Here is a 25,581-nt window from a genome sequence, read left to right as displayed (position 1 = left end):
CCCGATTATGCTCCTGCAATCCGTCTCGTTAGCGTTTATAGCCGTCCAAAATCCCGTCTTAAATCAGTTCGCCAGGTTGATCGTTTTTTTTCGACAGGAATTTTCTATAGATTTGTGAGAATTATCACACTCGCAATATTCTGTTAAATTTCCGTTGCATTATTGGGCTCAAAGCCATGTGGCACCTCGGTTATCACCATCACCAATAATATATATATCGGACATTTTCTGATAATCAGGTCTATATGACTGCCTGACAGGCATATCAGCAGAACATATAACCAAATACCGCTTCAGCGCCCGTTTCAGCAGTTAAAAAATCTACAATAGTCATTATCATGAAATTTAACGCTGAGCCTTAGCGGAACGACTGGCGGATTATCCCGCCCGGCTTATATGTAACAGATTATTACAAAAGCCTTGTGCCAGCGGTCAGGATAGTGAACATTACCCGCCGTTTCTCACTTCATATAACAATAAAAGCGCATGCCGCCAGGCACCACGCGCATACCACCCCCGCGGTTAATGCGGGCTGTAAAAAAAGAGGTATATGTGTCGACTGCAAACAAAAAACCAGCAGAAAGCGTGAGTATGAACGCTTTCAAACAACCGAAATCGTTTTATCTGATTTTCTCGATCGAGTTATGGGAGCGTTTCGGTTACTACGGCCTGCAAGGGATCATGGCCGTTTACCTGGTCAAACAGCTGGGTATGTCGGAAGCGGATTCCATTACGTTGTTCTCCTCCTTCAGTGCGCTGGTGTATGGCCTGGTGGCTATCGGCGGCTGGCTGGGCGATAAAGTGCTCGGCACCAAACGCGTCATTATGCTCGGCACCATTGTGCTGGCTATCGGCTATGCGCTGGTGGCGTGGTCTGGTCACGATGCCGGTATCGTTTACTTCGGTATGGCGACCATCGCGGTAGGTAATGGCCTGTTTAAAGCTAACCCGTCGTCCCTGCTCTCAACCTGCTATGAGAAAGATGACCCGCGTCTCGACGGCGCATTCACCATGTATTACATGGCGATTAACATCGGTTCGTTCTTCTCCATGCTGGCGACCCCGTGGCTCGCTGATAAATTCGGCTGGAGCGTGGCGTTCTCGCTGAGCTTTGTCGGTATGCTCATCACCCTCGTGAACTTCATCTTCTGCAAGAAGTGGGTGAAAGATTACGGCTCAAAACCCGACTTCGCGCCGCTGCACGTGGGCAAACTGCTGGCGACTATCGCAGGTATCGTGGTGCTGGTCGCTATCGCCACCTGGCTGCTGCACAACCAGGGCATCGCACGTATGGTGCTGGGCGTGGTCGCTCTCGGTATCGTGATTATTTTTGCGAAAGAAGCTTTTGCGATGCAGGGTGCCGCGCGCCGCAAAATGATCGTCGCGTTTATTCTCATGCTGGAAGCGATTGTGTTCTTCGTGCTGTACCAGCAGATGCCGACGTCTCTGAACTTCTTCGCTATCCGTAACGTGGAACACTCAATTCTGGGTATCGCGTTCCAGCCAGAGCAGTTCCAGGCGCTGAACCCGTTCTGGATCATGATTGGTAGCCCGATTCTGGCCGCTATCTACAACAAGCTGGGCGATCGCCTGCCGATGCCGTTTAAGTTCACCATCGGTATGCTGCTGTGCTCTGGCGCGTTCCTGGTGCTGCCGCTGGGCGCGAAATTCGCCTCGGATGCCGGTATCGTCTCCGTAAACTGGCTTATTCTGAGCTATGCGCTGCAGAGTATCGGTGAGCTGATGATTTCCGGTCTTGGCCTTGCGATGGTTGCGCAGCTGGTGCCTCAGCGCCTGATGGGCTTCATCATGGGTAGCTGGTTCCTGACCACGGCTGGCGCGGCGATGATCGCCGGTAAAGTGGCTAACCTGATGGCCGTGCCGGAAAACGTGACCGACCCGCTGCAGTCGCTGGACGTTTACGGCCGCGTCTTCATGCAGATTGGTATCGCCACCGGCGTTATCGCCGTGCTGATGCTGCTCACGGCTCCCCTGCTGAACCGCATGACGCAGGATGATAACGCGACAGAAACGGATACCGCACACGCGTAACCGTTCGGGAAACGTTGTTCAGGCCGTCAGATTTTATGCTGACGGCTTTTTTTTTGCCCGTTCGCGCTCTACCATAATTTGGTTTATTCATGAGAAGGGAGCATTGCCATGAAACTGTTTTACAAAGCCGGCGCGTGTTCGCTTTCGCCGCACATCATTCTGCGCGAAGCCAATATCGATTTTACGCTGGTGGCGGTGGATCTGGCCGCAAAACGCACGGAAACTGGCGAAGACTATCTGACTATCAACCCGAAAGGTCAGGTACCGGCGCTGCTGCTGGATGACAATACGCTGCTGACAGAAGGCGTGGCTATTGTGCAGTACATCGCAGATCTTGTCCCGGACCGTCAGTTGCTCGCGCCGGTTGGCAGTATGACCCGTTACCATACGCTGGAGTGGCTGAACTATATCGCCACCGAGCTGCACAAAGGCTTTACGCCCCTGTTCCGCCCGGATACGCCGGATGAGTACAAGACCATCGCACGCGCGCAGCTGCAGAAGAAATTCGCGTACGTGAATGAGGCGCTGGCGCAGAAACAGTGGCTGATGGGGCTGCGCTTCAGCGTGGCGGATGCATATCTGTTTACCGTGCTGAACTGGGCGAAAGCGGTCGGACTTGAGATGCAGGCGTTTGACAATATCGCTGACTACCATGCCCGCGTGAAAGCGCGCCCTGCCGTGGCAGCCGCGCTCAAAGCGGAAGGTCTGAGCGCGTAACACCTGTCAGCGCCGCGTCTGTTGCAGACGCGGCGTTTTTTTACAGTTTCACTGCCGTGAAGTAATGCTCAGGCTGCGCGATGCCGTCCTGCGCCGCCACGACCTGCAATTCATACTCTTCCATGCGTTTGGTGGTCACCATGATGTCGTAGACCGCCGCCGTCACATGTTCCAGCGCCTCACGAAGCGTCGCGCCCAGTAGCAGTTTCACCAGCAGCAGCCCGCTCGTCACGTCACCCACGCCAACCGGCTGACGCGCGCCAAAATCCACCAGCGGGCGGCTGATATGCCAGGCCTCGTCGGATGTCACCAGCAGCATTTCGAAACGGTCCTGATGATATCCTGCACGCGCCAGATGTTTCACCAGCACAATTTGCGGGCCGCGGGCGATAAGCTCACGCGCGGTCGAGACCGCCTCATCAACGCTTGCTACCGCATGGCCGCTGAGCATTTCGAGCTCCAGCAGATTCGGCGCGATGATATCACTTGCCGGCAGCGCGAAACGCGCGTGAAACTCCGCCACACCCGGCGCCACGATGCAGCCCTTTTCCGGGTGGCCCATCACCGGATCGCAGAAATATTTCGCCTGCGGATTGGCCGCTTTCACCTGACGGACGATCTCCAGAATATGTTCGCCCTGCTCCGCCGACCCGAGATAGCCGCTCAGCACCGCGTCACAGCGCGACAGCTGGCCGATAGCCGCGATGCCCTGCACGATTTCCGTCAGATGCGACGGCGGCATCACCGTGCCCGTCCACTGGCCATACTGCGTGTGGTTGGAAAACTGCACCGTATTAAGCGGCCAGACATTGGCGCCCAGACGGCGCATCGGGAATTCAGCCGCGCTGTTGCCGGCGTGACCAAACACCACGTGAGACTGAATGGCGAGAATATTCTTCATGATTTTCCGGGTGAAACGAGAGGTCGGGTTAAAAATAAAGGGCGTGGTTTCCCACGCCCTTGACTGGCTGAGTGTTATTTCCAGCAGACGAGGCAGTAATTTTTCTTACCGCGACGCAGCAGCGTATAGCGGCCAAACAGGCGGTCGCTGTCGCTGAAGGTGTATTCCGGGTCAGACTGCTTCTCACCGTTGATGGTAATAGCGTTAGACGCGATGGTTTTACGCGCCTGGCCGCGGGACGGCTGCAGCTCGGAATCGACCAGCGCCTGCATCAGATCCGCGCCTTTTTCCATCTCGATCATCGGCACGCCGTCCTGCGCGAGCTGCTCGAAATCCGCTTCGCTCAGCGCGTTGAGGTTGCCGTTAAACAGGCTTTCGGTGATGCGTTTTGCGGCAGCAAGGCCCTCTTCGCCATGCACCAGGCGCGTCACCTGTTCAGCCAGCACGTACTGGGCGCGCGGCGCTTTACCGCTGTTTTTGTCTTCTTCTTCCAGCGCGTTGATCTCATCAATGCTCATAAAGGTGAAGAACTTCAGGAAGCGGTAGACATCCGCGTCCGCGGTGTTGATCCAGAACTGGTAGAACTTGTACGGACTGGTTTTCTTCGGATCCAGCCATACTGCGCCGCCTTCGGTTTTACCGAATTTGGTGCCGTCAGATTTGGTGATAAGCGGTACGGTCAGGCCAAACACCTGGTTCTGATGCAGACGACGGGTCAGATCGATGCCCGACGTAATGTTACCCCACTGATCGGAGCCGCCGATTTGCAGCGCCACGCCGTGCAGTTTATTCAGGCAGGCGAAGTCATAACCCTGCAATAGGTTATAGGAGAATTCAGTGAAGGAGATGCCCACGTCGTCGCGGTTCAGGCGCTGCTTTACCGCTTCTTTGTTGATCATCTGGTTGACCGAGAAGTGCTTGCCGATATCGCGCAGGAAGGTCAGCACGTTCATATTGCCGAACCAGTCATAGTTGTTTGCTGCGATAGCGGAGTTCTCGCCGCAATCGAAATCGAGGAACGGCGCGACCTGGCGGCGGATTTTATCCACCCATTCCTGGACGGTATCTTCGGTATTAAGTTTACGTTCGGTCGCTTTGAAGCTTGGATCGCCAATCAGACCGGTGGCGCCGCCAACCAGTGCAACCGGCTTGTGCCCCGCCATCTGAAAGCGTTTCAGGCACAACAAGGGAACCAGATGGCCCAAGTGCAGGCTGTCGGCGGTGGGATCGAAGCCGCAATAAAGGGCGATCGGCCCCTGCGCCAGTCGCTGCGCTAACGCTTCTTCATCCGTCACCTGAGCCACAAGGCCCCGCTCCTGCAATTGTTTAATCAAATTGCTGCTTGCCATCGATTTCTCCATGTATTTACGACTGCACCTTTGCCGGTACACGGCTTTTCGCCCACTGGCGAAGAATAAAATTCAGGGAGGCATAGAATAAAGCGCAAGCCCTGGGAGCGCCAGCGCTTGCATAAGAAAATCGCTCACTTACGGGGCGAGACGGTCGATTTTCCAGCCATCGCCGTCGCGCTGGTATAAAAAGCGGTCGTGTAGCCGGTGCTCGCCGCCCTGCCAGAATTCCACCTGCTCAAACGAGACGCGAAAACCGCCCCAGAAACTTGGCAGCGGCACTTCGCCCTGCTGGAATTTCTGTTTCAGTTCGAGGAATTTGCTCTCCAGCACGCCGCGCGCGGAAATACGGCTCGACTGCTTCGACACCCAGGCGCCGATCTGGCTGTCACGCGGGCGGCTGTGGAAATATTTCACCACTTCCAGCGTCGAGAGACGCTCTGCTTTGCCGGTGACCATCACTTGGCGCTCCAGCATGTGCCACGGGAACAGCAAACTGATACGCGGATTGTTTTCAAGATGATGCGCCTTGCGGCTGCCGAGGTTGGTATAGAACACCATACCGCGCTCATCGAAATGTTTAAGCAGCACAATACGCTGGTACGGCTGGCCGTGTTCATCAACGGTGGCGACGACCATAGCGGTAGGATCGGCGAGTTTTGCGTCACACGCCTGAGCGAGCCAGCGTTCAAACAGCGGTAACGGCGTCTCGGTGAGGTCGCGGCGGCGTAGCCCGCCTTTGGTATATTCGCGGCGCAGATGCGCGATCTGTTGCAGATGGTCAATATCAGACATAGCGTTGAACCAGTGAGGATCGGGTGGCGCTATTGTGCGCCCCACCCGCTAAAATCTCAACGCTTCGGATTTTGTAACTGACAGTGATTTAACACAATATTGTCGCGATGGTAGACCGTCGCTTCATCGCCTTTCGACCAGAACGCATAGATGCCATCGGTGTAGCGCGTACCGGACGCGGCGCGCCCCTGATTCAGATGCAGCATTTTATCATCCAGCACGAAACTAACCTGCTCACGCTGTTTATTGAGTGAGACCGTCAGCGGTTTTTCATCGCAGCGATATTCGAGGGTGTCGGTGTTCATGCGCTCAACCATAGCGTCATAGTAGCTACAGCCAGCCAGCAGCGTGGGGAGCAAAACGACAAGCAGTTTCTTCATGGCATATCCTGAATGCGTATTTCTGAAGGGGGCCGGACGCCCCCGTAACGCATCCAGTCTAACGTCCTGGCGGTGCAGGAAAAGTCGGCAAACTCCGATTATTTAAGGGGTTGGCGGGAAAGACCGCACCGATCACGCTTGCTTCACGCGCGCCGGTCACGGAGGGAAGATTCCCTGGTTTACCGCTGAGCGTGCGGTACGCAAGCCAGGCGAAGGCCAGCGCTTCCATATCATCGCCGCGAATGCCCATCTCATCGGTTGACGAGACTTCGGTGCCCGGCAACAGCGCGGCAAGACGCGCCACCAACCGCGGGTTGCGCCCGCCGCCGCCGCAAATCATCAGCCGTTCCGCGCCGCCGCTCAGCTGCACGTCCCGCGCGATAGTGCTGGCAGTCAGCTCCAGCAGCGTCGCCTGCACATCCTGGGCGGGCAGCCCGACGAAGGACGAGAGCTGGCGCTCTATCCAGCCGTAGTTGAAATATTCACGTCCGGTGCTCTTCGGCGCAGGCGTTGAGAAATACGGATCGCGGAGCATCTTTTGCAGCAGCGGCTGCACCACATTACCGCTGGCGGCCCACTCGCCGTCTTTATCAAACGGTTTGCCTTTCTGACGCCAGATCCAGGCGTCCATCAGCATATTGCCAGGGCCGGTGTCGAAGCCTTTTACCGGCTGGCCCGGGAACAGCAGTGATAGATTCGCGATGCCACCGATATTCAGCACCATGCGCCGCTCCGTCGGGTGCGCCAGCAGCGCCTGATGGAACGCGGGCACCAGCGGCGCGCCCTGCCCGCCGAGCGCCATATCGCGACGGCGGAAATCACCCACGACGCTGACGCCGGTGCGCGCCACAATCTGATTGTTATCGCCTATCTGCATGGTATGCGGCGCGCTGCCGGTCGGCTCATGCCAGACGGTTTGCCCGTGGCAGCCAATCGCCATGACGTCTTCGGGCTTAAGTTTTTGCTGCTCCATCAGCGCGTTGACCGCATCAGCAAACAGGCAACCGAGCTGATGATCGAGCCTGCCGAGCTGAGAGAGCGTCAGCGGCTGCCCCTGACAGATATCCAGGATCGCCTTTTTAATCTCAGGCGGCATCGGCCAGCTCAGGCTCGCCTGCTGCGCCACCATGTGTTCGTCGATGGCCGCCAGCACCACATCCACCCCGTCGAGGCTGGTGCCGGACATCACTCCAATGTAGCGACCTGATTTCATACGCAATCCTTAAGCCCTGTTTGAAAACGTGCAACGCGACCCACAATCATAAACATTCACCCTGATTGAGCAACGGAATAATCCCGTGCGGTGCAAAAAGCCGGTTTTCCAGCCGCTGTTGATTTACCGTTCAGGCAGAATATTTTAGGATTTTTATCATCGGCTCCGTGAAGAATGTGAAATATCGCGGTCTTATGCCATATAATTTGAATATGATGGATGCTCAGGTGAGCATTTGTTGGTGAACAGGAGATTTACATGATTTCACGTGTACTGGTTGTTGCACTGGCAGGGGTAACGCTGGCGGGCTGCGTCAACAATGATAGCCTTTCCGGAGACGTTTACACCGCCTCTGAGGCCAAGCAGGTACAGAACGTCACGTACGGTACTGTCGTGAACGTGCGTCCGGTGAAAATCCAGGGCGGGGATGATACCAACGTTATCGGCGCACTCGGCGGTGCGGTGCTGGGCGGTTTTCTTGGCAATACTGTCGGCGGCGGCACGGGTCGTTCGCTGGCAACGGCGGCTGGCGCTATCGCAGGCGGTGTGGCAGGCCAGGGCGTTCAGGGCGCAATGAACAAAACGCAGGGCGTAGAGCTGGAAATCCGTAAGGACGACGGCAACACCATCATGGTAGTACAGAAACAGGGCAATACCCGTTTCTCTGCCGGTCAGCGTGTTGTACTGGCCAGCAACGGCAGCCAGGTCACCGTTTCTCCGCGCTAAAACGCACGATTTTACCGCTGTAAATACAAGAACGGAGGAGCATCAGGCTCCTCCGTTTTTTTATGCGCGCGATTTTGATTGTGATGGTGTTGCTTCACACGGTCGTCATACAGACCGTTTACTCTTTCGCCGACAGCGCCTGAATGTTCTTCTCAAGACGCGCCACGATGTGCAGCATCTGGTCGTGCTCTTCCTGCGAAATGCCCGAGAGGATTTCACCGCGCGTTTTCAGAATCACTTCTTCAAGTTGCGAAATGATAGGCGCCGCTTTCTCGGTCAGCTTAATGCGCTTGGCGCGCCGGTCGCTGGCGCAGGTGTGGCGGGCGATAAGCCCCTTCTCTTCGAGCTGGTCGAGCGTGCGCACCAGTGACGGCTGCTCGATACCGATGGCCTTGGCCAGTTGAATTTGCGACTGATCGGGCGGCAGCGAGTGGATATGATGAAGTGTCACCCAGTGGGTCTGCGTTAATTCCAGAGGCTTCAGGCGATGGTCAATCAGAGCACGCCAGATGCGCACCAGTCTTGTCAGGTCAGAGCCTAATGGCGATTCCAATTTCATCTCCTTATAATTAGCTTGCTAAGTTATTATGCTGATTTTAGACTAGTGTGCAGTATTTAGATAGCTAAAACAAATGGCCACACTGGCGATGAATACCGCGACGTCTATAATTTTAGACCACAACGGCGTATCTGAAACGGGTGCCATCTCTCCGATTTTCAAGGATTATCTTTCGTGATATCGCGCTTCTTCACATCAGGGTTCGCGCTTTCGGATCTCGTCGCCGGTGCGTCGGTCTATTTCCCTCCCCTTTTTAAGGCCGTTATTCTCGGTTTTTTTATCTGGCTGATAGTGCACCGTCTGCTGCGTGACTGGATTTACGCGGGCGACATCTGGCACCCGACATTAATGGATCTTTCCCTGTTCGTTTTGTCAGTCAGCCTCGGGCTGCTGATGCTGATTGTGTGGTAATCTCATGCGTCTGAAAACTCTGAAATATTTCTCCACGCTCTTTGTGGTTGCAGCCGCTCTGCTGGCAGGCTGGCTGGTCTGGAATTACTACATGCAGTCGCCCTGGACGCGTGATGGAAAAGTTCGCGCCGAGCAGGTGAATATCACGCCGCAGGTCTCCGGCACCATTACGCGCCTGCTGGTGCGCGACAACCAGAAAGTCAAAGCGGGCGAATTGCTGTTCACGATAGACGACACGCCCTACCGCATCGCGGTGCTGAACGCCGAAGCGCAAATCGCCCGTGCGCAGACCGATCTTGCCAAAGCCAATAACGAAGCGAACCGCCGCCGCCATCTGCCGCAAAACTATATTTCCGCCGAAGATCTCGACACCGCGAATATCAGCGTAAAAGCCGCGCAGGCCGCGCTGAAAATGGCCGAAGCGTCGCTTGAGCAGGCACGCTGGCAGCTTGAGCAGACGCATATGGTAGCGCCCGTCGATGGCTGGGTGACCAATCTCTCCAGCCGCGTTGGGAATTACGCAAGCCAGGGTCAGCCGGTCTTCGCACTGGTGGACAGCCACTCGTTCTACGTGGTGGGCTATTTTGAAGAGACCAAACTGCGCCATATCCGCGAAGGCGCCCGCGCGCAGATCTTGCTCTACAGCACCCATACGCCGCTGCATGGCAAAGTAGAGAGCATCGGACGCGCCATTTACGATCAGAGCGTCGAGAGCGACAGCAGTCTCGTCGCCGATATCAAGCCTAACGTGCCGTGGGTGCGGCTCGCGCAGCGCGTGCCGGTGCGTATCGCGCTCGACAGCCTGCCCGATGGCGTGACGCTGGTGTCCGGCACCACCTGCACCGTTTCGCTCACCGACTAAGCGCCGCTCATGAATCTCGAATGGCTCACCTGGCAGCGATCCCCGTGGGGCAAAGCGACGCCCGCGCAGTGGCGCTACGCGCTGCGCAACGGCATCGCGATGTCGCTTGCGCTGACTATCGCCTATGTGCTGGAACTTGACGAGCCCTACTGGGCGATGACCTCGGCCGCCGTAGTGAGTTTCCCGACGGTGGGCGGCGTTATCAGCAAAAGTCTCGGACGCATCGCTGGCAGCCTGATTGGAGCCAGCGCCGCGCTCATTATCGCCGGGCATACGCTTAACGATCCGTGGTTATTCACCTGGGCAATGGCGCTGTGGCTCGCGCTCTGCACCTGGGTTTCGGGCTATTTTCATAACAACGCCGCCTACGCCTTTCAGCTTGCCGGATATACCGCCGCCATCATCGCTTTTCCACTGGTCAATACGGTTGAAACCACAGAGCTCTGGAATATCGCCCAGTCGCGCGTCTGCGAAGTGATCGTCGGCATTTTGTGCGGTGGCCTGATGATGATGGTGATGCCGGGCCAGCCCGACAGCGTGACGTTTCTCGGCGCGCTGCGCAAAATGCAGGCGCGTCTGCTGGAGCACGCCAGCCTGCTGTGGAAACCGCAAACCACCGACGCCATCCGCACCGCCCATGAGGGCGTGATTACGCAGGTGCTGACGCTCAACGTGCTGCGCATCCAGGCGTTCTGGAGCCATTACCGTATCCGCCAGCAGAACCAGTTGCTGAATTATCTGCTGCACCAGCAACTGCGACTGACCAGTTATATCTCCGGACTGCGCCGCCTGTTGATGAACTGGCCACAGCCGCCGCAAAGCCTGTGGGCCGGGCTTGAGGCGTTGCTGGAAGAGCTCGGCCATCCGAAGCCCTGCCCGCTGCGGGTGGCGCGCCTTCTGGTCGCACTCGCTCCAGATGAAAACAGTGATTTTCGCCATCAGGCGTTCTGGCTGCGGCTGCGCGATTTCTGCCGCGTCTGGATGAACTGTCAGCGCTGGATTGCCAGGCTTGATACCCCCATTCCCGACGACACGATAAGCGTGCCAGCCGCGCCGCCGCTGGCGCGCCATACCGATAACACCGAGGCGCTGTGGAGTGCGCTTCGCACCTTTTGCGTCATCACACTGATTGGCGCCTGGGCGATTAACACCCGCTGGGAGTCGGGCAGCGGCGCGCTGACGCTTGCCGCGATAAGCTGCGTGCTTTATTCCGCCTCACCATCGCCGCATAATTCGCTCAACCTGCTGCTGCGCACGCTGTTACTCCTGACGCTGTTCAGCTTTGTGGTGAAATTCGGGCTGATGGTACAGGTCACCGATCTCTGGCAGTTTCTGTTGTTTCTCTTCCCGCTACTGACCACGATGCAGCTCCTGAAGCTACAACAGCCGCGCTTTGCGGGGCTATGGGGACAGCTGATTGTCTTTATGGGCTCGTTTATCGCGGTGACGAACCCGCCGGTTTACGATCTGGCGGATTTTCTGAATGATAATCTGGCGAAGATTTGCGGCGTGGCATTCTGCTGGGTGGCATTCGCCGTACTTCGGCCCGGCTCTGACCGGCGTAAGGGGCTGCGCCATATCCGCGCCCTGCGTCGCGGATTTATCGATCAGCTCAGCCGCGTTCCGCAGCGCGGTGAAGCGGCGTTTGAATCGCTGGTTTATCATCACATCAGCCAGCTCAGCAACAGTAAAGATGACGCCACGCGCCGCTGGCTGCTGCGCTGGGGCGTGGTGCTGCTGAACTGTTCGCACGTGGTCTGGCAACTGCGCGAATGGGAAACCCGCGCTGACCCGCTCTCGCAGGTGCGTGATATCTGCATCGAAACGCTGCGGGATGTCATGAGCGTTAAAGGGGTTCGCCAGCGGCCGCTAGCGGCGGCGCTCGGCGAGCTTGAACGCATCAGCTTTACGCTTGCGCGCCATCATCAGCCGGACGCGCGGCGGCTGGCGGGAATTATCTGGCGCCTGTGGTGTTCGCTGTCACAGCTGGAACAGGCGTCGCCCTCACCGCAGGAGGACAACGCCCGGCGAGCGGTTAAATAACGCCGCAGGCGTAACGGGCACCGCCGCCGCCCAGCGGTTTCGGATGATCGGACAGGTTATCGCCGCCGACATGTACCATCAGCGCTTTGCCCTTCACTTCATCCAGCTTTTTGATGCGCGGTGCGGTCACCGGGTCGGTGGCTTTGCCGTCGTTGTTCACCGCCAGCACCGGCAGGTCACCTAAATGTCCGTCGCCTTCCGGCCCGGCGTGTTTACCGGTATTTTGCGGGTCGAAGTGGCCGCCAGCGGCTTCTGCCGCGACCATTTTGCCGTCTTTCATGGCGGGTTCGCAGTTGCCTTTGGCATGAATGTGAAAGCCGTGATCGCCTGGCGGAAGGCCGTTAAGATCGGGCGCGAACTCCAGACCTTTATCGGTTTCAGTGATTTTGACCATCCCGACGGACTGACCTACGCCTTTGTCAGTCACCAGGTGTAGTTCCACTTCTTCGCTGGCGGCCTGCGCGGCACCGCATACGAGCAGCGCCATCGCCGCCAGTGTTAATCGCTTCATATTCCCTCCAGTTTCAGGTGATTCCCGTAAGTCTATAACAAGGTAATGAATTTCACCGGAATGGAGGGAATCTGGCTGTCAGGGCACGTCGTAACCGAGCGCGGCCTTGCGAATGCGGAACCACTGCTGGCGAGACATTTCAAGTGACAGCGCGCCCACCGCGCTTTTCACGCGGTCGATTTTCCCCGAGCCGATAATCGGCAGCGGGCACGATGGCAGACGCATCACCCAGGCATAAACGACCTGCTCGATAGTCTGCGCGCCCGTCTCTTCTGCGACCTGATGCAGCTCGGCACGCAGCGGCGCAAAACTTTCATCACTGAACAGCCGCCCGCCGCCCAGGCATGACCAGGCCATCGGGCGAATGCGCAGTTGCTGAAGCAGATCCAGTGTTCCGTCCAGCAGCAGCGGCTGATGTACTGGCGAAATCTCAACCTGATTGGTGGCGAGCGTAAACGGCAGACGCGACTGCACCAAGGAGAACTGCGCAGGCGTGAAGTTAGAAACGCCAAAGTGACGCACTTTGCCGCTTTTATGCAGCTCAAGAAATGCTTCGGCAATCTCATCGGCATCCATCAACGGATCGGGACGATGGATCAGCAGCAGATCCAGCACATCAGTATGCAGATGCCGCAGGGAGTTTTCGGCGCTCTGCACAATATGCGCACGCTCGGTGATGTAATGACCAATCACGTTTTCCGGCTTCGCGGTCGTGGCGATACCGCATTTGGTGACGATTTCCATCTTGTCGCGCAGATGCGGTGCCAGACGCAGCGCCTCACCAAACGCCGCTTCGCACTGATAATTACCATAAATATCCGCGTGATCGACGGTGGTGATCCCAAGCTCCAGATGCTGCTCAATAAACCCGACCAGCTCGCGGGCGGAGTAGTTCCACTCCATTAAACGCCAGTACCCCATCACCAGACGTGAAAATGTCGGCCCCTGGGGTGCCATAAGAATACGCTCAACCATAAGTACTTACCTCAGAAAGGAAAATTGTGGCGATTATACGCAAGCGACGCGGTTAAAACAGTGAAGGCTGCTGTGGTTCTTCGTCTGGATCGGGGCGAGTGGCGCGCAGCTTACGGAGCATACGCTGGCGGCAGAGGCGCAACACCTCCTGCTTTTGCGAATCGCTCATCTTCTGCCAGTTGAAACGCTCGTCGCGGCTGCGCATACAGCCACGGCAGTAGCCACGTTCATCGGACTGGCAGATCCCACGGCACGGACTGGGAACGGGGAAAAACTCAAGCTGCTCGGCCACAACGATTCCTCGTTAACATGATAGTTACAATTGAAGCCTGAACGGCGTCGGGTTGCAAGTCGACCTGTTATCACGCCGATTTATCATCCTCATTCCTGTATTGTTGACCTGCTGTTTACTCTCAAGCTCCCACTCTTAAAAACGGATTAAGGTTTAACTAATCTTTACGTCTTACACTGATGTCATCATTAATGGAGCTTACTGATGGCAATGATTAAAAAATGGCGCTGGAGCGATTTACGTTTTAACCTTTTTAGCGCCCTGCTTTTCACCCTGATAAATGCGCTGTTTATCGCCCGCTGCTGGACGATTATTGCACCGCATCATTTTCACGATATCCTCTTCGCTGCAAGCGTACCGCTGGTGCTGTTCTGCGCCTGGCTGGTCATTTTCAGCATTATCAATGTGCCCTGGCTGCGTAAACCCGTACTGGTTATCTTGCTGTTTGGCTCTGCCGCCAGCAGTTATTTTATGTATACCTACGGTGCCGTGATTGACCAGAACATGATGGTCAATATCTTCGAGACCAATCCCCAGGAGGCCGGAGCGCTGATTACGCCCCAGCTAATCGGCTGGTTGCTTATCGCGGGTGTGGTGCCTGCATTACTGTTTAGCCGCATTGAAGTGATTTCAGGCAGTCTGCTGTGGACTGCCCTGCGCCGTCTGGTCAGCATTCTCGCGAGCCTGCTGATTATCATTCTGGTGGCGTCGCTCTTTTATAAGGACTACGCCTCGCTGTTTCGCAACAATAAAAACATCGCCAAAATGGTGACGCCGCCCAACTACCTCAGCGGCATCGTAAAATATACCCATTCACGGTATTTTGCGGGCGACCAGACGCTGGTGCGCATCGGCGAAGATGCCAAAAAAGGCCCGGTGATCCGCCAGCAGGCGAAAAAAACCGTGCTGGTGGTGGTGATTGGCGAAGCCTCCCGCGAACAGAACTATTCGCTTGGCGGTTATGAGCGCGAGACCAATCCGCAGCTTAAAAAACAGGGCGTGGTGTTCTATCCGCACGCCACTTCCTGCGGCACGGAAACGGCGGTGTCCGTGCCCTGCATGTTCTCCGGGATGCCGCGGGCGCATTATGATGCCGGGCTTGCGCATCATCAGGAAGGGCTGATGGACGTGCTGGCGCATGCGGGCGTCAATGTGCTGTGGCGTGATAACGACGGCGGCTGTAAAGGGGCCTGTAACCGCATTCCACATACAGACATGACTGAATGGAAGCTTAACGATCTGTGTAAAGAAGGCTCCTGCCTCGACGACGCGCTGCTGTGGCGTTTCGATAATATCCTGGATGGCGTGAAACAGGACTCTGTGATTGTTCTGCATCTGATGGGCAGCCACGGCCCGGCTTATTACCGCCGCTACCCGGATAATTTCCGCCGTTTTACGCCGACCTGCGACACCAATGAAATCCAGAATTGCGACCGCCAGGCGCTGATTAACACGTATGACAATACCATTCTGTATACCGACGATGTCCTGAGCCGCACCATAGATGCGCTGCGTAAGCGTCAGGACACCATGAACACCGCGCTGGTCTATCTTTCAGACCACGGCGAATCGCTCGGCGAGAATGGCATCTATCTGCACGGCGCGCCGTATATGCTGGCCCCTGAGCAGCAGACGCACATTCCGATGCTGTTCTGGCTCTCCGGCGATTACGCGCGTCAGTATGGCGTCGATACAGCCTGTCTCGGCAAACGCGCGGCGACGGATGAGGTGTCTCAGGACAATCTCTTCTCAACGGTGCTGGGCATCATGAACATCCAGACTTCGCTTTATCAGCCGCAGGAGGATATGCTTAGCGCCTGCCGGAAAAATTAACGTTTCTGGCGGTTTTCACTGAGGCGACTTGCATTAGACCGACCGGTCTATTAGATTGGATTGTATGAACCGAACACCTGAACACGACACGCGCGAACATCTTCTTGCCACCGGCGAGCAGCTCTGCCTGCAACGCGGCTTTACCGGCATGGGATTAAGCGAGCTGTTAAAAACCGCGGGCGTACCGAAAGGCTCCTTCTACCACTACTTTCGCTCGAAAGAGGCGTTTGGCGTGGCGATGCTGGAGCGTCACTACGCCCGGTATCAGGCATGCCTTGAGCAACACTTCGACCCGGCGGGCCCGGCGCGCGAGCAGCTAATCGCCTGGTTTGAACAGACGCTTCACCATTACTGCCAGACGGGCAAAATGATGGGCTGCCTGACCGTGAAGCTCTCTGCGGAAGTGTGCGATCTGTCGGAAGATATGCGCGGCGCGCTTGATAAAGGTGCGGCGCAGGTCATCGCCCTGCTGGCAGAGGCGCTTGAGCGCGGCCGCGATGCAGAGGCGCTGACCTTCAGCGGTAGCGCGCAACAGCGGGCGCAGGTGTTATACGTGCTCTGGCTTGGCGCAAGCCTGCAGGCCAAAGTGTCGCGCAGCGGCGCGCCGCTCGAAAACGCGCTGGCGCACGTTAAAGAAATCCTTTGAAGAGAGCGCCTGCCGCAAGGCAGCGCTTTTTTATTTCGCTCATTACAAGACGACCGGTCTACTCAGGAGTGACTATGCAAGACGAAAAGCTGTTTACCCCGCTGAAAGTGGGCGCTGTTACCGCCCCTAACCGCGTATTCATGGCCCCGCTGACCCGCCTGCGCAGCATCGAACCGGGCGATATTCCAACCGCGATGATGGCGGAGTATTACCGCCAGCGCGCCAGCGCCGGGCTTATCATCAGCGAAGCCACCCAGATTTCCGCGCAGGCCAAAGGCTACGCGGGCGCGCCGGGCCTGCACAGCGAGGAACAGATCGCCGCGTGGAAGAAAATCACGGCTGCGGTGCACGGGGCCGATGGCCGCATCGCCGTTCAGCTGTGGCACACCGGCCGTATCTCGCACAGCAGCATTCAGCCGGGCGGCGAAGCGCCGGTCGCGCCTTCTGCGATTAACTCCGGTACCCGTACGTCGCTGCGTGATGAAAACGGCAAAGCTATCCGTGTCGACACCACCACGCCGCGCGCGCTGGAAACGCACGAAATCCCGGGCATCGTAGATGATTTTCGCAAGGCGGTCGGCAATGCGCGCGACGCCGGTTTCGATATGGCAGAGCTGCACTCCGCCCACGGTTATTTGCTGCACCAGTTCCTGTCGCCGTCCTCTAACCACCGCACCGACCAGTATGGCGGCAGCGTGGAAAACCGCGCGCGTCTGGTACTGGAAGTGGTCGATGCGGTGTGTAAAGAGTGGAGTGCCGATCGCATCGGTATTCGCGTGTCGCCGATTGGCTCTTTCCAGAACGTGGATAACGGCCCGAACGAAGAAGCTGACGCGCTGTACCTCATCGAAGAGCTGAACAAGCGCGGCATTGCGTACCTGCATATGTCCGAGCCGGACTGGGCGGGCGGCGTGCCTTACACTGACGAATTCCGCCAGAAAGTGCGTGAGCGTTTCGATGGCGCCATCATCGGCGCAGGCGCGTACACCCGTGAGAAAGCGGAAGCGCTGATCCAGAAAGGGCTTATCGATGCCGTGGCGTTTGGCCGCGACTATATCGCTAACCCGGATCTCGTTGAACGTCTGCGTAAAAAAGCGGAGCTTAACCCGCAGCGCCCGGAATCCTTCTACGGCGGCGGCGCGGAAGGCTACATCGATTACCCCACCCTGTGATCCAAATTGATAGCGGCGGCCTTCCGCCGCTATACTAAAACCCTGTTTCACCCAAAAGCATTATCACAAGCCGTTTATTTAAGAGGATCTTATGCGCTTACTTCACACCATGCTGCGCGTTGGCGACCTGCAACGCTCTATCGATTTCTACACCAACGTACTCGGCATGAAACTGCTGCGCACCAGTGAAAACCCGGAATACAAATATTCCCTGGCGTTTGTTGGTTACGGCCCGGAGAGCGAAGAAGCTGTGATCGAGCTGACTTACAACTGGGGCGTGGAGAGCTATGAGCTCGGCACGGCTTACGGTCATATCGCCATCAGCGTTGATAACGCCGCAGAAGCCTGCGAGCGCATCCGCAACAACGGCGGCAACGTCACCCGTGAAGCGGGCCCGGTCAAAGGCGGCACCACCGTTATCGCGTTTGTTGAAGATCCGGATGGTTACAAAATCGAACTTATCGAAGAGAAAGACGCGGGTCGCGGCCTCGGCAACTGATCCCTCCGGCGGGCGTTCTGCCCGCCTTGCTGCATCCCGTCGTGAAATTTGCCATAATGCGCGCTGCTTTAATTCCCCAAACTTAAGAGACGCTGATGTCCGATAACGCTCAACTGACCGGTCTGTCCGACCGTTTTCGTGGCTTTTACCCTGTTGTCATCGATGTGGAAACCGCCGGTTTTAACGCCAAAACCGACGCGCTGCTGGAAATCGCCGCCGTGACGCTGAAAATGGATGCTGACGGCTGGCTCACCCCCGATGAAACACTGCATTTTCACGTTGAGCCTTTTGAAGGCGCTATTCTCCAGCCGGAAGCGCTGGCCTTTAACGGTATCGATCCGCACAATCCGCTGCGCGGCGCCGTCAGCGAATATGACGCGCTGCATGCCATTTTTAAAATGGTGCGCAAGGGCATGAAAGAGAGTAACTGCAACCGCGCGATTATGGTGGCGCACAACGCCACGTTCGATCACAGTTTTATGATGGCGGCCGCCGAGCGCGCGTCGCTCAAACGTAATCCGTTCCACCCGTTTGTGACGTTCGACACCGCGGCGTTAAGCGGGCTGGCGCTTGGCCAGACGGTGCTCGCAAAAGCGTGTATCGCGGCGGGCATGCCGTTTGACAGCACCCAGGCGCATTCGGCACTTTACGACACCGAGCAAACCGCCCTGCTGTTTTGTGAAATCGTTAACCGCTGGAAGCGTCTGGGCGGCTGGCCGGTGCCGCCGCTCGCCGCAGAAAACGCGACGCCGCAGGACGGCGAATAAGCTAACGCAGCGCAAAAAAAAGCGGCCTCTCAGGGCCGCTTTTTGGTCTGCGCGATAACGCGCAACGGGATTACTCTGCGTCCGGCGTGGCCGAATTATATTTCGCCGCCGTCTCTTTGATAAGCGTCTGCAGTTCGCCGCGCTGATACATTTCGATAACGATATCGCAGCCACCGACCAGTTCGCCATCCACCCACAGCTGCGGGAAGGTGGGCCAGTTAGCGTATTTCGGCAGTTCTGCACGGATATCCGGGTTTTGCAGGATATCGACATACGCAAAACGCTCGCCGCAGGCAGACAGCGCCTGTACCGCCTGTGCGGAGAAGCCGCAGCTCGGCAGTTTCGGGGAGCCTTTCATGTACAGCAGAATCGGGTTTTCAGCGATCTGGCGTTGAATTTTTTCAAGCGTAGTGCTCATTGTCTTACTTCCTCAAGCGTCATTACGGCGTTAGCTTTACATTGTAGCGGCTCCGGAGCGTCCCGAAAATGCATAATCTTGCGCTTAAGCCCGGTGCCGTGCCGTGGTGAAAGAGAAGCAAATAATAACACTTTTCTGTAAGCTGCCGATATTCTCCTCTGAGAAGGCGCGCTAAAATGCGCGTCGGCGCAGCGGCAACTGGCGAAAAAGAGTGCGCCGGTTAACGAAACTACGTTCAGAAGACGATTTGCTGCTTAACTTTGGTCATTTTTTTAGATTAGAATCAGCAAGCTCTTAAAATTCATCCGTTGGCATGATTGCCGGCTTTATGCAGGGGAATGCTCAGTGGCGCGCAAAACAAAAATTGCTCTCACGCTCTGTGCTTTATTAATGACTTCATCACTGGCTTTTGCACCGTTCGCGCAGGCGTCGGAGCAGACGCGCGCCTCGAAGGTGCAAAAAGCGCACGCCAGTACGGTGAAAAAGAAAACCAGCACAAAAACCGCCAAGAAAAGTAACAACGCAACGAAAACCAAAACGTCGAAAACCGCCAGCGAGAAGCGAAACAGCACCGCAAAACGCACCAGCAAAACCACCTCTTCCGTCAGTAAAACCGCTTCCCGCAGCATCTCCACCACTTCTGGCAAACAGGCCAGCAACCGCCTGAGCGCGCAAACCTGTGCCAAAACACGAAAAAACCGCAAAGCCAAATGCGTGAACGGGCCGCTCACGATTGCCGACGCACACAAAGCGCGCGTGAAGAAAGCCCAGACCACCGCCATGAACAAGCTGATGAACCAGATAGGCAAGCCGTACCACTGGGGCGGCACGTCGCCGCGTACCGGTTTCGACTGCAGCGGCCTCGTCTGGTATGCCTATAAAGATCTGGTGAAATTCCGCATTCCGCGCACCGCCAACGAAATGTATCACCTGCGCGACGCCGCGCCGGTTAACCGTGGCGAGCTGGAAAGCGGCGACCTGGTGTTCTTCCGCACTCAGGGCCGTGGCACCGCCGATCACGTCGGCGTCTATGTCGGCAACGGCAAATTTATTCAGTCACCGCGCAGCGGCCAGGAAATCCAGATAACCTCGCTGAGCGAAGATTACTGGCAGCGTCACTATGTCGGCGCGCGCCGGGTGATGACGCCGCGCACTATTCGTTAATCGATTTATCCTCACAAAAAAACGGAGAAGGTCACCCTTCTCCGTTTTCTTTTATATGGCAGCATGGATTATTCAGCGCTGCACGCCATTTGCGCTTCGCGACGGCTGGAGATCAGCACCAGCAGCAGGCCGAGTGCGGCAATCAGCGCGCCCATCACTGGCACTACGCTATAGCCGAAGCCCGCATGGATAACGGCCCCGCCCGCCGCCGCGCCAAGCGCGTTACCGAGATTAAACGCCCCGATATTCACCGATGACGACAGGCCCGGCGCTTCGCTGGCGACACGCATCACGCGCATCTGCAGAGGCGGCACTACCGCGAAGGTCGCAGCCCCCCATACTACCATGCTCACCGCCGCGCCGATTTCCGTTTTCGCAAGCCACGGAATAGCCGCCATAATGACGATAAGCAGCATCAGGAAGCCTTTCAGCGTGCCGCTCACCGAGCGGTCCGCCAGGCGGCCACCCAGATAGTTGCCGATGGAAAATCCAACGCCAATCAGCACCAGCATGGCGGTCACGAAGGCCGCGCTGGCATCAGTGATATGGTGCAGAACCGGCGCGATATAGGTATAGAGCGTGAACATCGCGCCCGCGCCAAGCACGGTTGTCAACAGCGCGCTCACCACCTGCGGGCGCATCAACACCGCGAGTTCGCTTTTCACATCCGGGCGCTCGCCGCTGCCGCCTTTTGGCAGGGAAAACCAGAGGCTCGCCATCGCCACCAGGCCAAGACCGGCCGTCGCCAGAAATGACATTCGCCAGCCGATGGTTTCACCAAGCCAGGTCGCCGCTGGCACACCGCCGATATTGGCGATGGTCAGCCCCATAAACATCGTCGCGACGGCGCTCGCCTGTTTATGCTTCGGCACGACGCTTGCCGCAACCACCGAGCCGAGGCCGAAGAACGCCCCATGGTTAAGGCTGGTGAGGATACGCGAGGCCATCAGCGTCATATAATCCGGTGCCAGTGCTGAAAGCACGTTACCGAGCGTAAAAATCGCCATCAGAAAAATCAGCGCGCTACGCCGTGCGCGGTGCGACAGTAAAAGCGTCATCAGCGGTGCGCCTACCATCACGCCGACGGCGTAGGCGCTAATCAGCATACCGGCGGCCGGAATGGAGACGTTGACGCCGTTCGCTATTACCGGCAACAACCCCATCGGGGAAAACTCGGTCGTGCCAATGCCAAAAGCACCGATAGCCAGTGCCAGTAACGGAAAATTGACTTTCATTCATTGCTCCAGAAATTGTACAACAGCGCCGGGAACGCCCGACGTTACAGCAGGATGCAGAAAAGGATGACACTCTCGGTCAGAAAAGATAAGTGACAAAAACAGCAAAATATTATTGCGCAGCTGTTAAGAACACGCGCTCATTGTTATTAGCGAATCTAAAGGGAATAACGGGAAAAAGAAAGAAAACGGCGGGGAATCGGCGCTTAAACGCAAGAAAAGTTTAAGAAAGCGGGAGAACAGGTGCGCTCCCGCCTGTCGCTTAATGCAGAATGGCGGTAAATGCGCCCGCCACAATCAGGCCCAGTACAACCAGCGTCGTGACCAGCGAAAATTTCAGATCGGTACTCATGGTATTCTCCTTAAAGACCCCATAAAAAACAGGTAGTGCGCATTTTTGCATAAACGGGCCGAAAAATCCTGCGACATTTAACCAGATATGCGTTTTCCCTCTTCCCCTTTCGATAAAGATAAGCCAAAATTCGTCGCTACTTTATTCGGTACCGGCCATCGACCCCTCCTCACGAAAAATGTCGCGTTTCCCGGCATGCCGCACTCCCCTCGCGGCAGTCAGGGGTGTGTACAGGCAAACGATTAACCCGTGATTTTGCAGGGCTCAGCCAGGGGTCTGGAGTGATTATTAATGGCAACAATTAAAGACGTCGCGAAGCGAGCCAACGTTTCCACAACAACAGTCTCACATGTGATTAACAAAACCCGTTTTGTGGCGGAAGAGACGCGCAATGCGGTTTGGGCGGCTATCAAAGAATTACACTATTCGCCAAGCGCCGTGGCGCGCAGCCTGAAGGTGAATCACACCAAATCTATCGGGCTGCTGGCGACCAGTAGCGAAGCGCCCTATTTCGCGGAAATTATCGAAGCCGTTGAAAACAGCTGCTTCGCCAAAGGCTATACGCTGATTTTGGGCAACGCGCATAACAATCTGGAAAAGCAGCGCGCGTATCTGTCTATGATGGCGCAAAAGCGCGTCGACGGCCTGCTGGTGATGTGCTCGGAATACCCGCAGCCGCTGCTTTCCACGCTTGAAGAGTACCGTCATATCCCGATGGTGGTGATGGACTGGGGTGAAGCGAAAGCCGATTTTACCGACTCGGTTATCGATAACGCGTTCCATGGCGGTTATCTCGCCGGGCGTTATCTGATTGAGCGCGGCCATCGTGATATTGGCGTGATTCCGGGGCAGCTTGAGCGTAACACCGGCGTCGGTCGTTTCTCAGGCTTTATGAAAGCGCTGGAAGAAGCGGCCATCAAAGTGCCGGAAAACTGGATCGTGCAGGGCGATTTCGAGCCGGAATCTGGTTACCGCGCCATGCAGCAGATCCTCTCGCAGCCGCAGCGCCCGACTGCCGTGTTCTGCGGCGGCGATATCATGGCGATGGGCGCTATCTGCGCCGCCGATGAAATGGGCCTGCGCGTGCCGCAGGATATTTCGATCATCGGCTACGACAACGTACGCAACGCGCGTTTCTTTAGCCCGGCACTGACGACGATCCATCAGCCAAAAGAAACGCTCGGCCAGACCGCGTTCAATATGCTGCTCGACCGCATCGTGAATAAGCGCGAAGAGTCGCAGACGATTGAGGTGCATCCGCGCCTGATCGAACGCCGCTCGGTGGCGGACGGCCCGTTCCGCGACTATCGCCGTTAATCCTTCCGGGAGCCGTATCACTGCGGCTCCCGCAGCCACTCCGTGTTCAGCGTTTCACTGTCCCCCAGATAATCGAGCAGCCAGCGCAGCGCGGGCGAGGCGTCGCTTTGCCGCCACGTCAGACAGCAGGCGGCGTCCGGGAACGGGTTTTCCAGCTTCAACGCGCGCCACTCCCCGCTATCGAGCCATGGCTTCGCGAAATGCGTCGGCACCATGCCGATACAGAGCCCCTCGCTGAGCGCATCGGCGGCGCAGTGCCAGTCCGGCACCACCACGCGCCGCTGGTTATCCAGAAGCCAGGTAATGCGCTTGGGCAGCGATCGCGATGTATCTTCCAGCACCAGCGAGGGGTAATCGCGCAGCCTGTCGTCGCTGAGCGCGCCCGCGTGCTGTGCCAGCGGATGATGGTGCGCCACTACGCAACGCCAGCTCAGCATGCCCATATCACGAAACGCGAAGCGCCCGCCGACCGGAATCGCCTGTGTGGCACCGATGGCAAGTTCCACACGGCCGTCCGCCAGCGCGTCCCAGACGCCGTTAAAGACTTCCTGCGACACCTGCAACTCAACATCAGAAAAGTGCCGGTAGAAATCAAGCACCAGCCGCCGGACGCGTTCCGGGCGCACGATATTATCCACCGCGATGGAGAGCTGTCCGCGCCATCCGTTGGCGATTTGCTGGCACTGCTGACGGGTGATCATCATTTTTTTGATAACAGAACGTCCTTCCCGCAAAAACCAGGCCCCGGCTGGCGTCAGAACCACATCGCGATGGCGGCGCTCAAAGAGCGATACCGCAAGCCACTCCTCAAGCTGGCGCACCGTATAGCTGACGGCAGAAGGCACGCGGTGCAGTTCTGCGGCGGCTGCGGTAAAGCTGCCGGTGCGCGCCACGGCGTCCACCACTTCCAGGGAATATTCAGACCACATTATCTGCCTGCAAATTTTTTGAATGGAATGGGCAAATATTAGCGTTTCACAAGCGGGATTGCACTCCGTACACTCCTGGCTCTTTCGCGTAATAAGAAGTGAGTTAATGTGATGCGACCTGATAAAGGATTTCTTTGCTGGCTGGCCGGGCTGAGCGTGCTCGGTTTTCTGGCGACCGACATGTACCTGCCCGCGTTCGCCGTTATTGAAGCCGATCTGCACACAGCACCTTCGGCTATCAGCGCCTCGCTAAGCCTTTTCCTGGCCGGTTTCGCGCTGGCGCAGCTCGTCTGGGGCCCGCTTTCTGACCGTTTTGGCCGTCGTCCGGTTTTGCTGGCCGGGCTGGGGATTTTCGCGCTTGGCTGTCTTGGCACCGTCTGGGTTGAGAGCGCGGGCGCGCTGCTGGCCCTGCGCTTTATTCAGGCCGTGGGCGTTTGTTCCGCTGCGGTAAGCTGGCAGGCGCTGGTGACCGACCGCTACCCGGCGCAGCAGGCGCGTCGTATCTTCGCGACCATTATGCCGCTGGTGGGGCTTTCTCCGGCCCTGGCACCGCTGCTCGGCAGCTGGATCCTGAATCACTTTTCCTGGCAGGCGATTTTTTTGGTGCTGTTTGCCATTACGGTGGCGCTGATGATTCCGGCCCTGCGTCTGCCCTCCGGCGCGCCTCAGGGCAATAAAGGCGGCGAGCCGCTGAGCTTTATGATGCTGCTGCGCTCGCGCGTCTACAGCGGCAATGTGCTGATTTATGCCGCCTGCTCCGCCAGTTTCTTCGCCTGGCTCACCGGTTCGCCGTTTATTCTGCATGAGATGGGTTACAGCCCGGCGGTAATCGGACTGAGCTACGTGCCGCAAACTATCGCGTTTCTGATTGGCGGCTACGGCTGTCGCAGCGCTCTGCAAAAATGGAATGGCGAAACGCTGCTGCCGTGGCTGCTGGCAGGCTTCGCGCTGAGCGTGCTCGCCACCTGGCTCGTGGGGTTAAGCGACGCCGTTACGCTCACCACACTGCTTATTCCCTTCTGCCTGATGGCGATGGCGAACGGGGCGATTTACCCTATCGTGGTCGCCGCCGCGCTGCTGCCGTTCCCGCAGGCCACCGGACGCGCCGCCGCGCTGCAAAACACGCTCCAGCTGGGGCTCTGTTTTGTGGCAAGCCTGGTGGTGTCGTGGCTGGTCGCGACCCCGTTGCTGTCAACCACCAGCGTTATGCTGGCGACAGTGGTACTGGCGGGCCTCGGCTTTCGGTTGCGTGGACGTCAACGGTTTACGCAATCATCAGCCGCGTGAAAATATGAAATTTTTGTGATTAGCTTGCTAACGGTCAACAGTTGAATCATCGTAAAGCGAGGCCTATACTGGTTCGCGGCTCTACGATAATTAGCATAAATATTATGTAGTAACGGGAGCTGCTGGCTCCCGTTTTTATTTGGAATGACATTTCTGGCAAGGGTCATCTCCCTTCC

The 25,581-nt window shown here is 57.1% G+C and carries 27 protein-coding genes; 14 read left to right on the top strand and 13 right to left on the bottom strand.

Going from position 1 to position 25,581, the window contains the following annotated elements:
* Positions 1 to 552: 552 nt before the first annotated feature.
* Together dtpA and gstA are read left to right on the top strand one after the other, a co-directional pair.
* Positions 553 to 2,052: a dipeptide/tripeptide permease DtpA gene (dtpA, locus tag G9X48_RS04565; RefSeq protein ID WP_032990215.1), complete on the top strand. Its 1,500-nt coding sequence runs from the start codon at positions 553 to 555 to the stop codon at positions 2,050 to 2,052.
* A 108-nt stretch (positions 2,053 to 2,160) separates the two neighbouring features.
* Positions 2,161 to 2,769: a glutathione transferase GstA gene (gene gstA, locus G9X48_RS04560; protein WP_004386089.1), complete on the top strand. Its 609-nt coding sequence runs from the start codon at positions 2,161 to 2,163 to the stop codon at positions 2,767 to 2,769.
* Between the two features lie 40 nt (positions 2,770 to 2,809).
* Here the strand turns inward: gstA and pdxY are convergent, their stop codons facing one another.
* From pdxY to anmK, 5 genes are all read right to left on the bottom strand, one after another.
* A complete protein-coding gene (gene pdxY / locus G9X48_RS04555; protein WP_097641968.1) occupies positions 2,810 to 3,670 on the bottom strand; it encodes a pyridoxal kinase PdxY in 861 nt (286 codons plus the stop codon).
* Positions 3,671 to 3,744: 74 nt separating this feature from the next.
* Positions 3,745 to 5,019 (bottom strand): tyrosine--tRNA ligase, encoded by a 1,275-nt coding sequence (tyrS, locus tag G9X48_RS04550; protein ID WP_004386091.1) that lies wholly within the window; start codon positions 5,017 to 5,019, stop codon positions 3,745 to 3,747.
* 138 nt (positions 5,020 to 5,157) lie between these two features.
* Positions 5,158 to 5,814 (bottom strand): pyridoxamine 5'-phosphate oxidase, encoded by a 657-nt coding sequence (pdxH, locus tag G9X48_RS04545; RefSeq protein WP_004386092.1) that lies wholly within the window; start codon positions 5,812 to 5,814, stop codon positions 5,158 to 5,160.
* Positions 5,815 to 5,870: 56 nt separating this feature from the next.
* Positions 5,871 to 6,194 carry a C-type lysozyme inhibitor gene (gene mliC / locus G9X48_RS04540; protein ID WP_004386093.1) on the bottom strand — a complete coding sequence of 108 codons (324 nt, stop codon included), beginning with the start codon at positions 6,192 to 6,194 and terminating at the stop codon, positions 5,871 to 5,873.
* A gap of 58 nt (positions 6,195 to 6,252) precedes the next feature.
* Positions 6,253 to 7,407, bottom strand: a complete 1,155-nt coding sequence (gene anmK, locus G9X48_RS04535) for an anhydro-N-acetylmuramic acid kinase (protein ID WP_097565372.1) — start codon at positions 7,405 to 7,407, stop codon at positions 6,253 to 6,255.
* Between the two features lie 258 nt (positions 7,408 to 7,665).
* Here anmK and slyB point away from each other — a divergent pair, with 258 nt between their 5' ends.
* Entirely contained in the window at positions 7,666 to 8,133 is a 468-nt protein-coding gene (gene slyB, locus G9X48_RS04530; RefSeq protein ID WP_004386095.1) for an outer membrane lipoprotein SlyB, read from the top strand.
* 118 nt (positions 8,134 to 8,251) lie between these two features.
* Here slyB and slyA read toward each other — a convergent pair whose 3' ends face one another.
* Positions 8,252 to 8,692, bottom strand: coding sequence for a transcriptional regulator SlyA (slyA, locus tag G9X48_RS04525; protein WP_012124911.1), 441 nt, complete (start codon positions 8,690 to 8,692; stop codon positions 8,252 to 8,254).
* A 174-nt stretch (positions 8,693 to 8,866) separates the two neighbouring features.
* On the opposite strand from slyA, the gene G9X48_RS04520 reads away from it, so the two are divergent.
* Genes G9X48_RS04520 through G9X48_RS04510 form a run of 3 tightly spaced genes read left to right on the top strand, consistent with a single transcriptional unit; the run spans position 8,867 to position 12,008 of the window.
* Entirely contained in the window at positions 8,867 to 9,103 is a 237-nt protein-coding gene (locus G9X48_RS04520; RefSeq protein WP_004386097.1) for a DUF1656 domain-containing protein, read from the top strand.
* A gap of 4 nt (positions 9,104 to 9,107) precedes the next feature.
* Positions 9,108 to 9,965, top strand: coding sequence for an HlyD family secretion protein (locus G9X48_RS04515; RefSeq protein WP_097641967.1), 858 nt, complete (start codon positions 9,108 to 9,110; stop codon positions 9,963 to 9,965).
* Between the two features lie 9 nt (positions 9,966 to 9,974).
* A complete protein-coding gene (locus tag G9X48_RS04510; RefSeq protein WP_097641966.1) occupies positions 9,975 to 12,008 on the top strand; it encodes an FUSC family protein in 2,034 nt (677 codons plus the stop codon).
* On the opposite strand, the gene sodC is transcribed toward G9X48_RS04510, so the two are convergent.
* The 3 genes from sodC to G9X48_RS04495 all read right to left on the bottom strand — a co-directional run bounded on the left by sodC (position 12,001) and on the right by G9X48_RS04495 (position 13,786).
* The gene (sodC, locus tag G9X48_RS04505; protein ID WP_097641965.1) at positions 12,001 to 12,519 is read right to left on the bottom strand and encodes a superoxide dismutase [Cu-Zn] SodC; all 519 of its coding nucleotides are present in this window, start codon (positions 12,517 to 12,519) and stop codon (positions 12,001 to 12,003) included. The two genes, G9X48_RS04510 and sodC, sit on opposite strands and share 8 nt — an antisense overlap.
* A 78-nt stretch (positions 12,520 to 12,597) precedes the next feature.
* Positions 12,598 to 13,494: an aldo/keto reductase family oxidoreductase gene (locus tag G9X48_RS04500; protein WP_097641964.1), complete on the bottom strand. Its 897-nt coding sequence runs from the start codon at positions 13,492 to 13,494 to the stop codon at positions 12,598 to 12,600.
* Between the two features lie 52 nt (positions 13,495 to 13,546).
* A complete protein-coding gene (locus G9X48_RS04495; RefSeq protein WP_004386102.1) occupies positions 13,547 to 13,786 on the bottom strand; it encodes a DUF1289 domain-containing protein in 240 nt (79 codons plus the stop codon).
* A 204-nt stretch (positions 13,787 to 13,990) separates the two neighbouring features.
* Between G9X48_RS04495 and eptA the strand changes: the two genes are divergently transcribed.
* The 5 genes from eptA to rnt all read left to right on the top strand — a co-directional run bounded on the left by eptA (position 13,991) and on the right by rnt (position 18,703).
* Positions 13,991 to 15,619: a phosphoethanolamine transferase EptA gene (gene eptA / locus G9X48_RS04490; RefSeq protein ID WP_097641963.1), complete on the top strand. Its 1,629-nt coding sequence runs from the start codon at positions 13,991 to 13,993 to the stop codon at positions 15,617 to 15,619.
* Positions 15,620 to 15,683: 64 nt separating this feature from the next.
* On the top strand, positions 15,684 to 16,265 hold the full coding sequence (locus G9X48_RS04485) for a TetR/AcrR family transcriptional regulator (RefSeq protein WP_014728996.1): 582 nt from the start codon (positions 15,684 to 15,686) through the stop codon (positions 16,263 to 16,265).
* Positions 16,266 to 16,339: 74 nt separating this feature from the next.
* Positions 16,340 to 17,437, top strand: coding sequence for an alkene reductase (locus G9X48_RS04480; RefSeq protein ID WP_012124917.1), 1,098 nt, complete (start codon positions 16,340 to 16,342; stop codon positions 17,435 to 17,437).
* Between the two features lie 91 nt (positions 17,438 to 17,528).
* Positions 17,529 to 17,936 carry a lactoylglutathione lyase gene (gloA, locus tag G9X48_RS04475; protein ID WP_004385022.1) on the top strand — a complete coding sequence of 136 codons (408 nt, stop codon included), beginning with the start codon at positions 17,529 to 17,531 and terminating at the stop codon, positions 17,934 to 17,936.
* A gap of 95 nt (positions 17,937 to 18,031) precedes the next feature.
* Positions 18,032 to 18,703, top strand: a complete 672-nt coding sequence (gene rnt / locus G9X48_RS04470; protein WP_063264649.1) for a ribonuclease T — start codon at positions 18,032 to 18,034, stop codon at positions 18,701 to 18,703.
* A gap of 70 nt (positions 18,704 to 18,773) precedes the next feature.
* On the opposite strand, the gene grxD is transcribed toward rnt, so the two are convergent.
* Positions 18,774 to 19,121: a monothiol glutaredoxin 4 gene (grxD, locus tag G9X48_RS04465; protein ID WP_004385024.1), complete on the bottom strand. Its 348-nt coding sequence runs from the start codon at positions 19,119 to 19,121 to the stop codon at positions 18,774 to 18,776.
* A gap of 345 nt (positions 19,122 to 19,466) precedes the next feature.
* Between grxD and G9X48_RS04460 the strand changes: the two genes are divergently transcribed.
* On the top strand, positions 19,467 to 20,285 hold the full coding sequence (locus G9X48_RS04460) for a C40 family peptidase (RefSeq protein ID WP_097641962.1): 819 nt from the start codon (positions 19,467 to 19,469) through the stop codon (positions 20,283 to 20,285).
* Positions 20,286 to 20,353: 68 nt separating this feature from the next.
* Here the strand turns inward: G9X48_RS04460 and G9X48_RS04455 are convergent, their stop codons facing one another.
* Both G9X48_RS04455 and G9X48_RS04450 read right to left on the bottom strand, forming a co-directional pair.
* Positions 20,354 to 21,520, bottom strand: a complete 1,167-nt coding sequence (locus G9X48_RS04455; protein ID WP_012124921.1) for an MFS transporter — start codon at positions 21,518 to 21,520, stop codon at positions 20,354 to 20,356.
* A 262-nt stretch (positions 21,521 to 21,782) separates the two neighbouring features.
* The gene (locus G9X48_RS04450) at positions 21,783 to 21,872 is read right to left on the bottom strand and encodes a YnhF family membrane protein (RefSeq protein ID WP_015386754.1); all 90 of its coding nucleotides are present in this window, start codon (positions 21,870 to 21,872) and stop codon (positions 21,783 to 21,785) included.
* A gap of 291 nt (positions 21,873 to 22,163) precedes the next feature.
* Here G9X48_RS04450 and purR point away from each other — a divergent pair, with 291 nt between their 5' ends.
* Positions 22,164 to 23,189: an HTH-type transcriptional repressor PurR gene (gene purR, locus G9X48_RS04445; RefSeq protein WP_097641910.1), complete on the top strand. Its 1,026-nt coding sequence runs from the start codon at positions 22,164 to 22,166 to the stop codon at positions 23,187 to 23,189.
* A gap of 17 nt (positions 23,190 to 23,206) precedes the next feature.
* Here purR and punR read toward each other — a convergent pair whose 3' ends face one another.
* Entirely contained in the window at positions 23,207 to 24,118 is a 912-nt protein-coding gene (gene punR, locus G9X48_RS04440) for a DNA-binding transcriptional activator PunR (protein ID WP_097641909.1), read from the bottom strand.
* Between the two features lie 111 nt (positions 24,119 to 24,229).
* Between punR and punC the strand changes: the two genes are divergently transcribed.
* Complete coding sequence (gene punC / locus G9X48_RS04435) at positions 24,230 to 25,405, top strand: purine nucleoside transporter PunC (RefSeq protein ID WP_038880692.1); 1,176 nt, start codon at positions 24,230 to 24,232, stop codon at positions 25,403 to 25,405.
* Positions 25,406 to 25,581 lie beyond the last annotated feature (176 nt).

Origin of the sequence: Cronobacter sp. HA18006, from assembly GCF_011605445.1 — a bacterium.
Taxonomy (GTDB): domain Bacteria; phylum Pseudomonadota; class Gammaproteobacteria; order Enterobacterales; family Enterobacteriaceae; genus Cronobacter; species Cronobacter sakazakii.
This window is presented reverse-complemented; position numbering and strand designations above follow the sequence as displayed.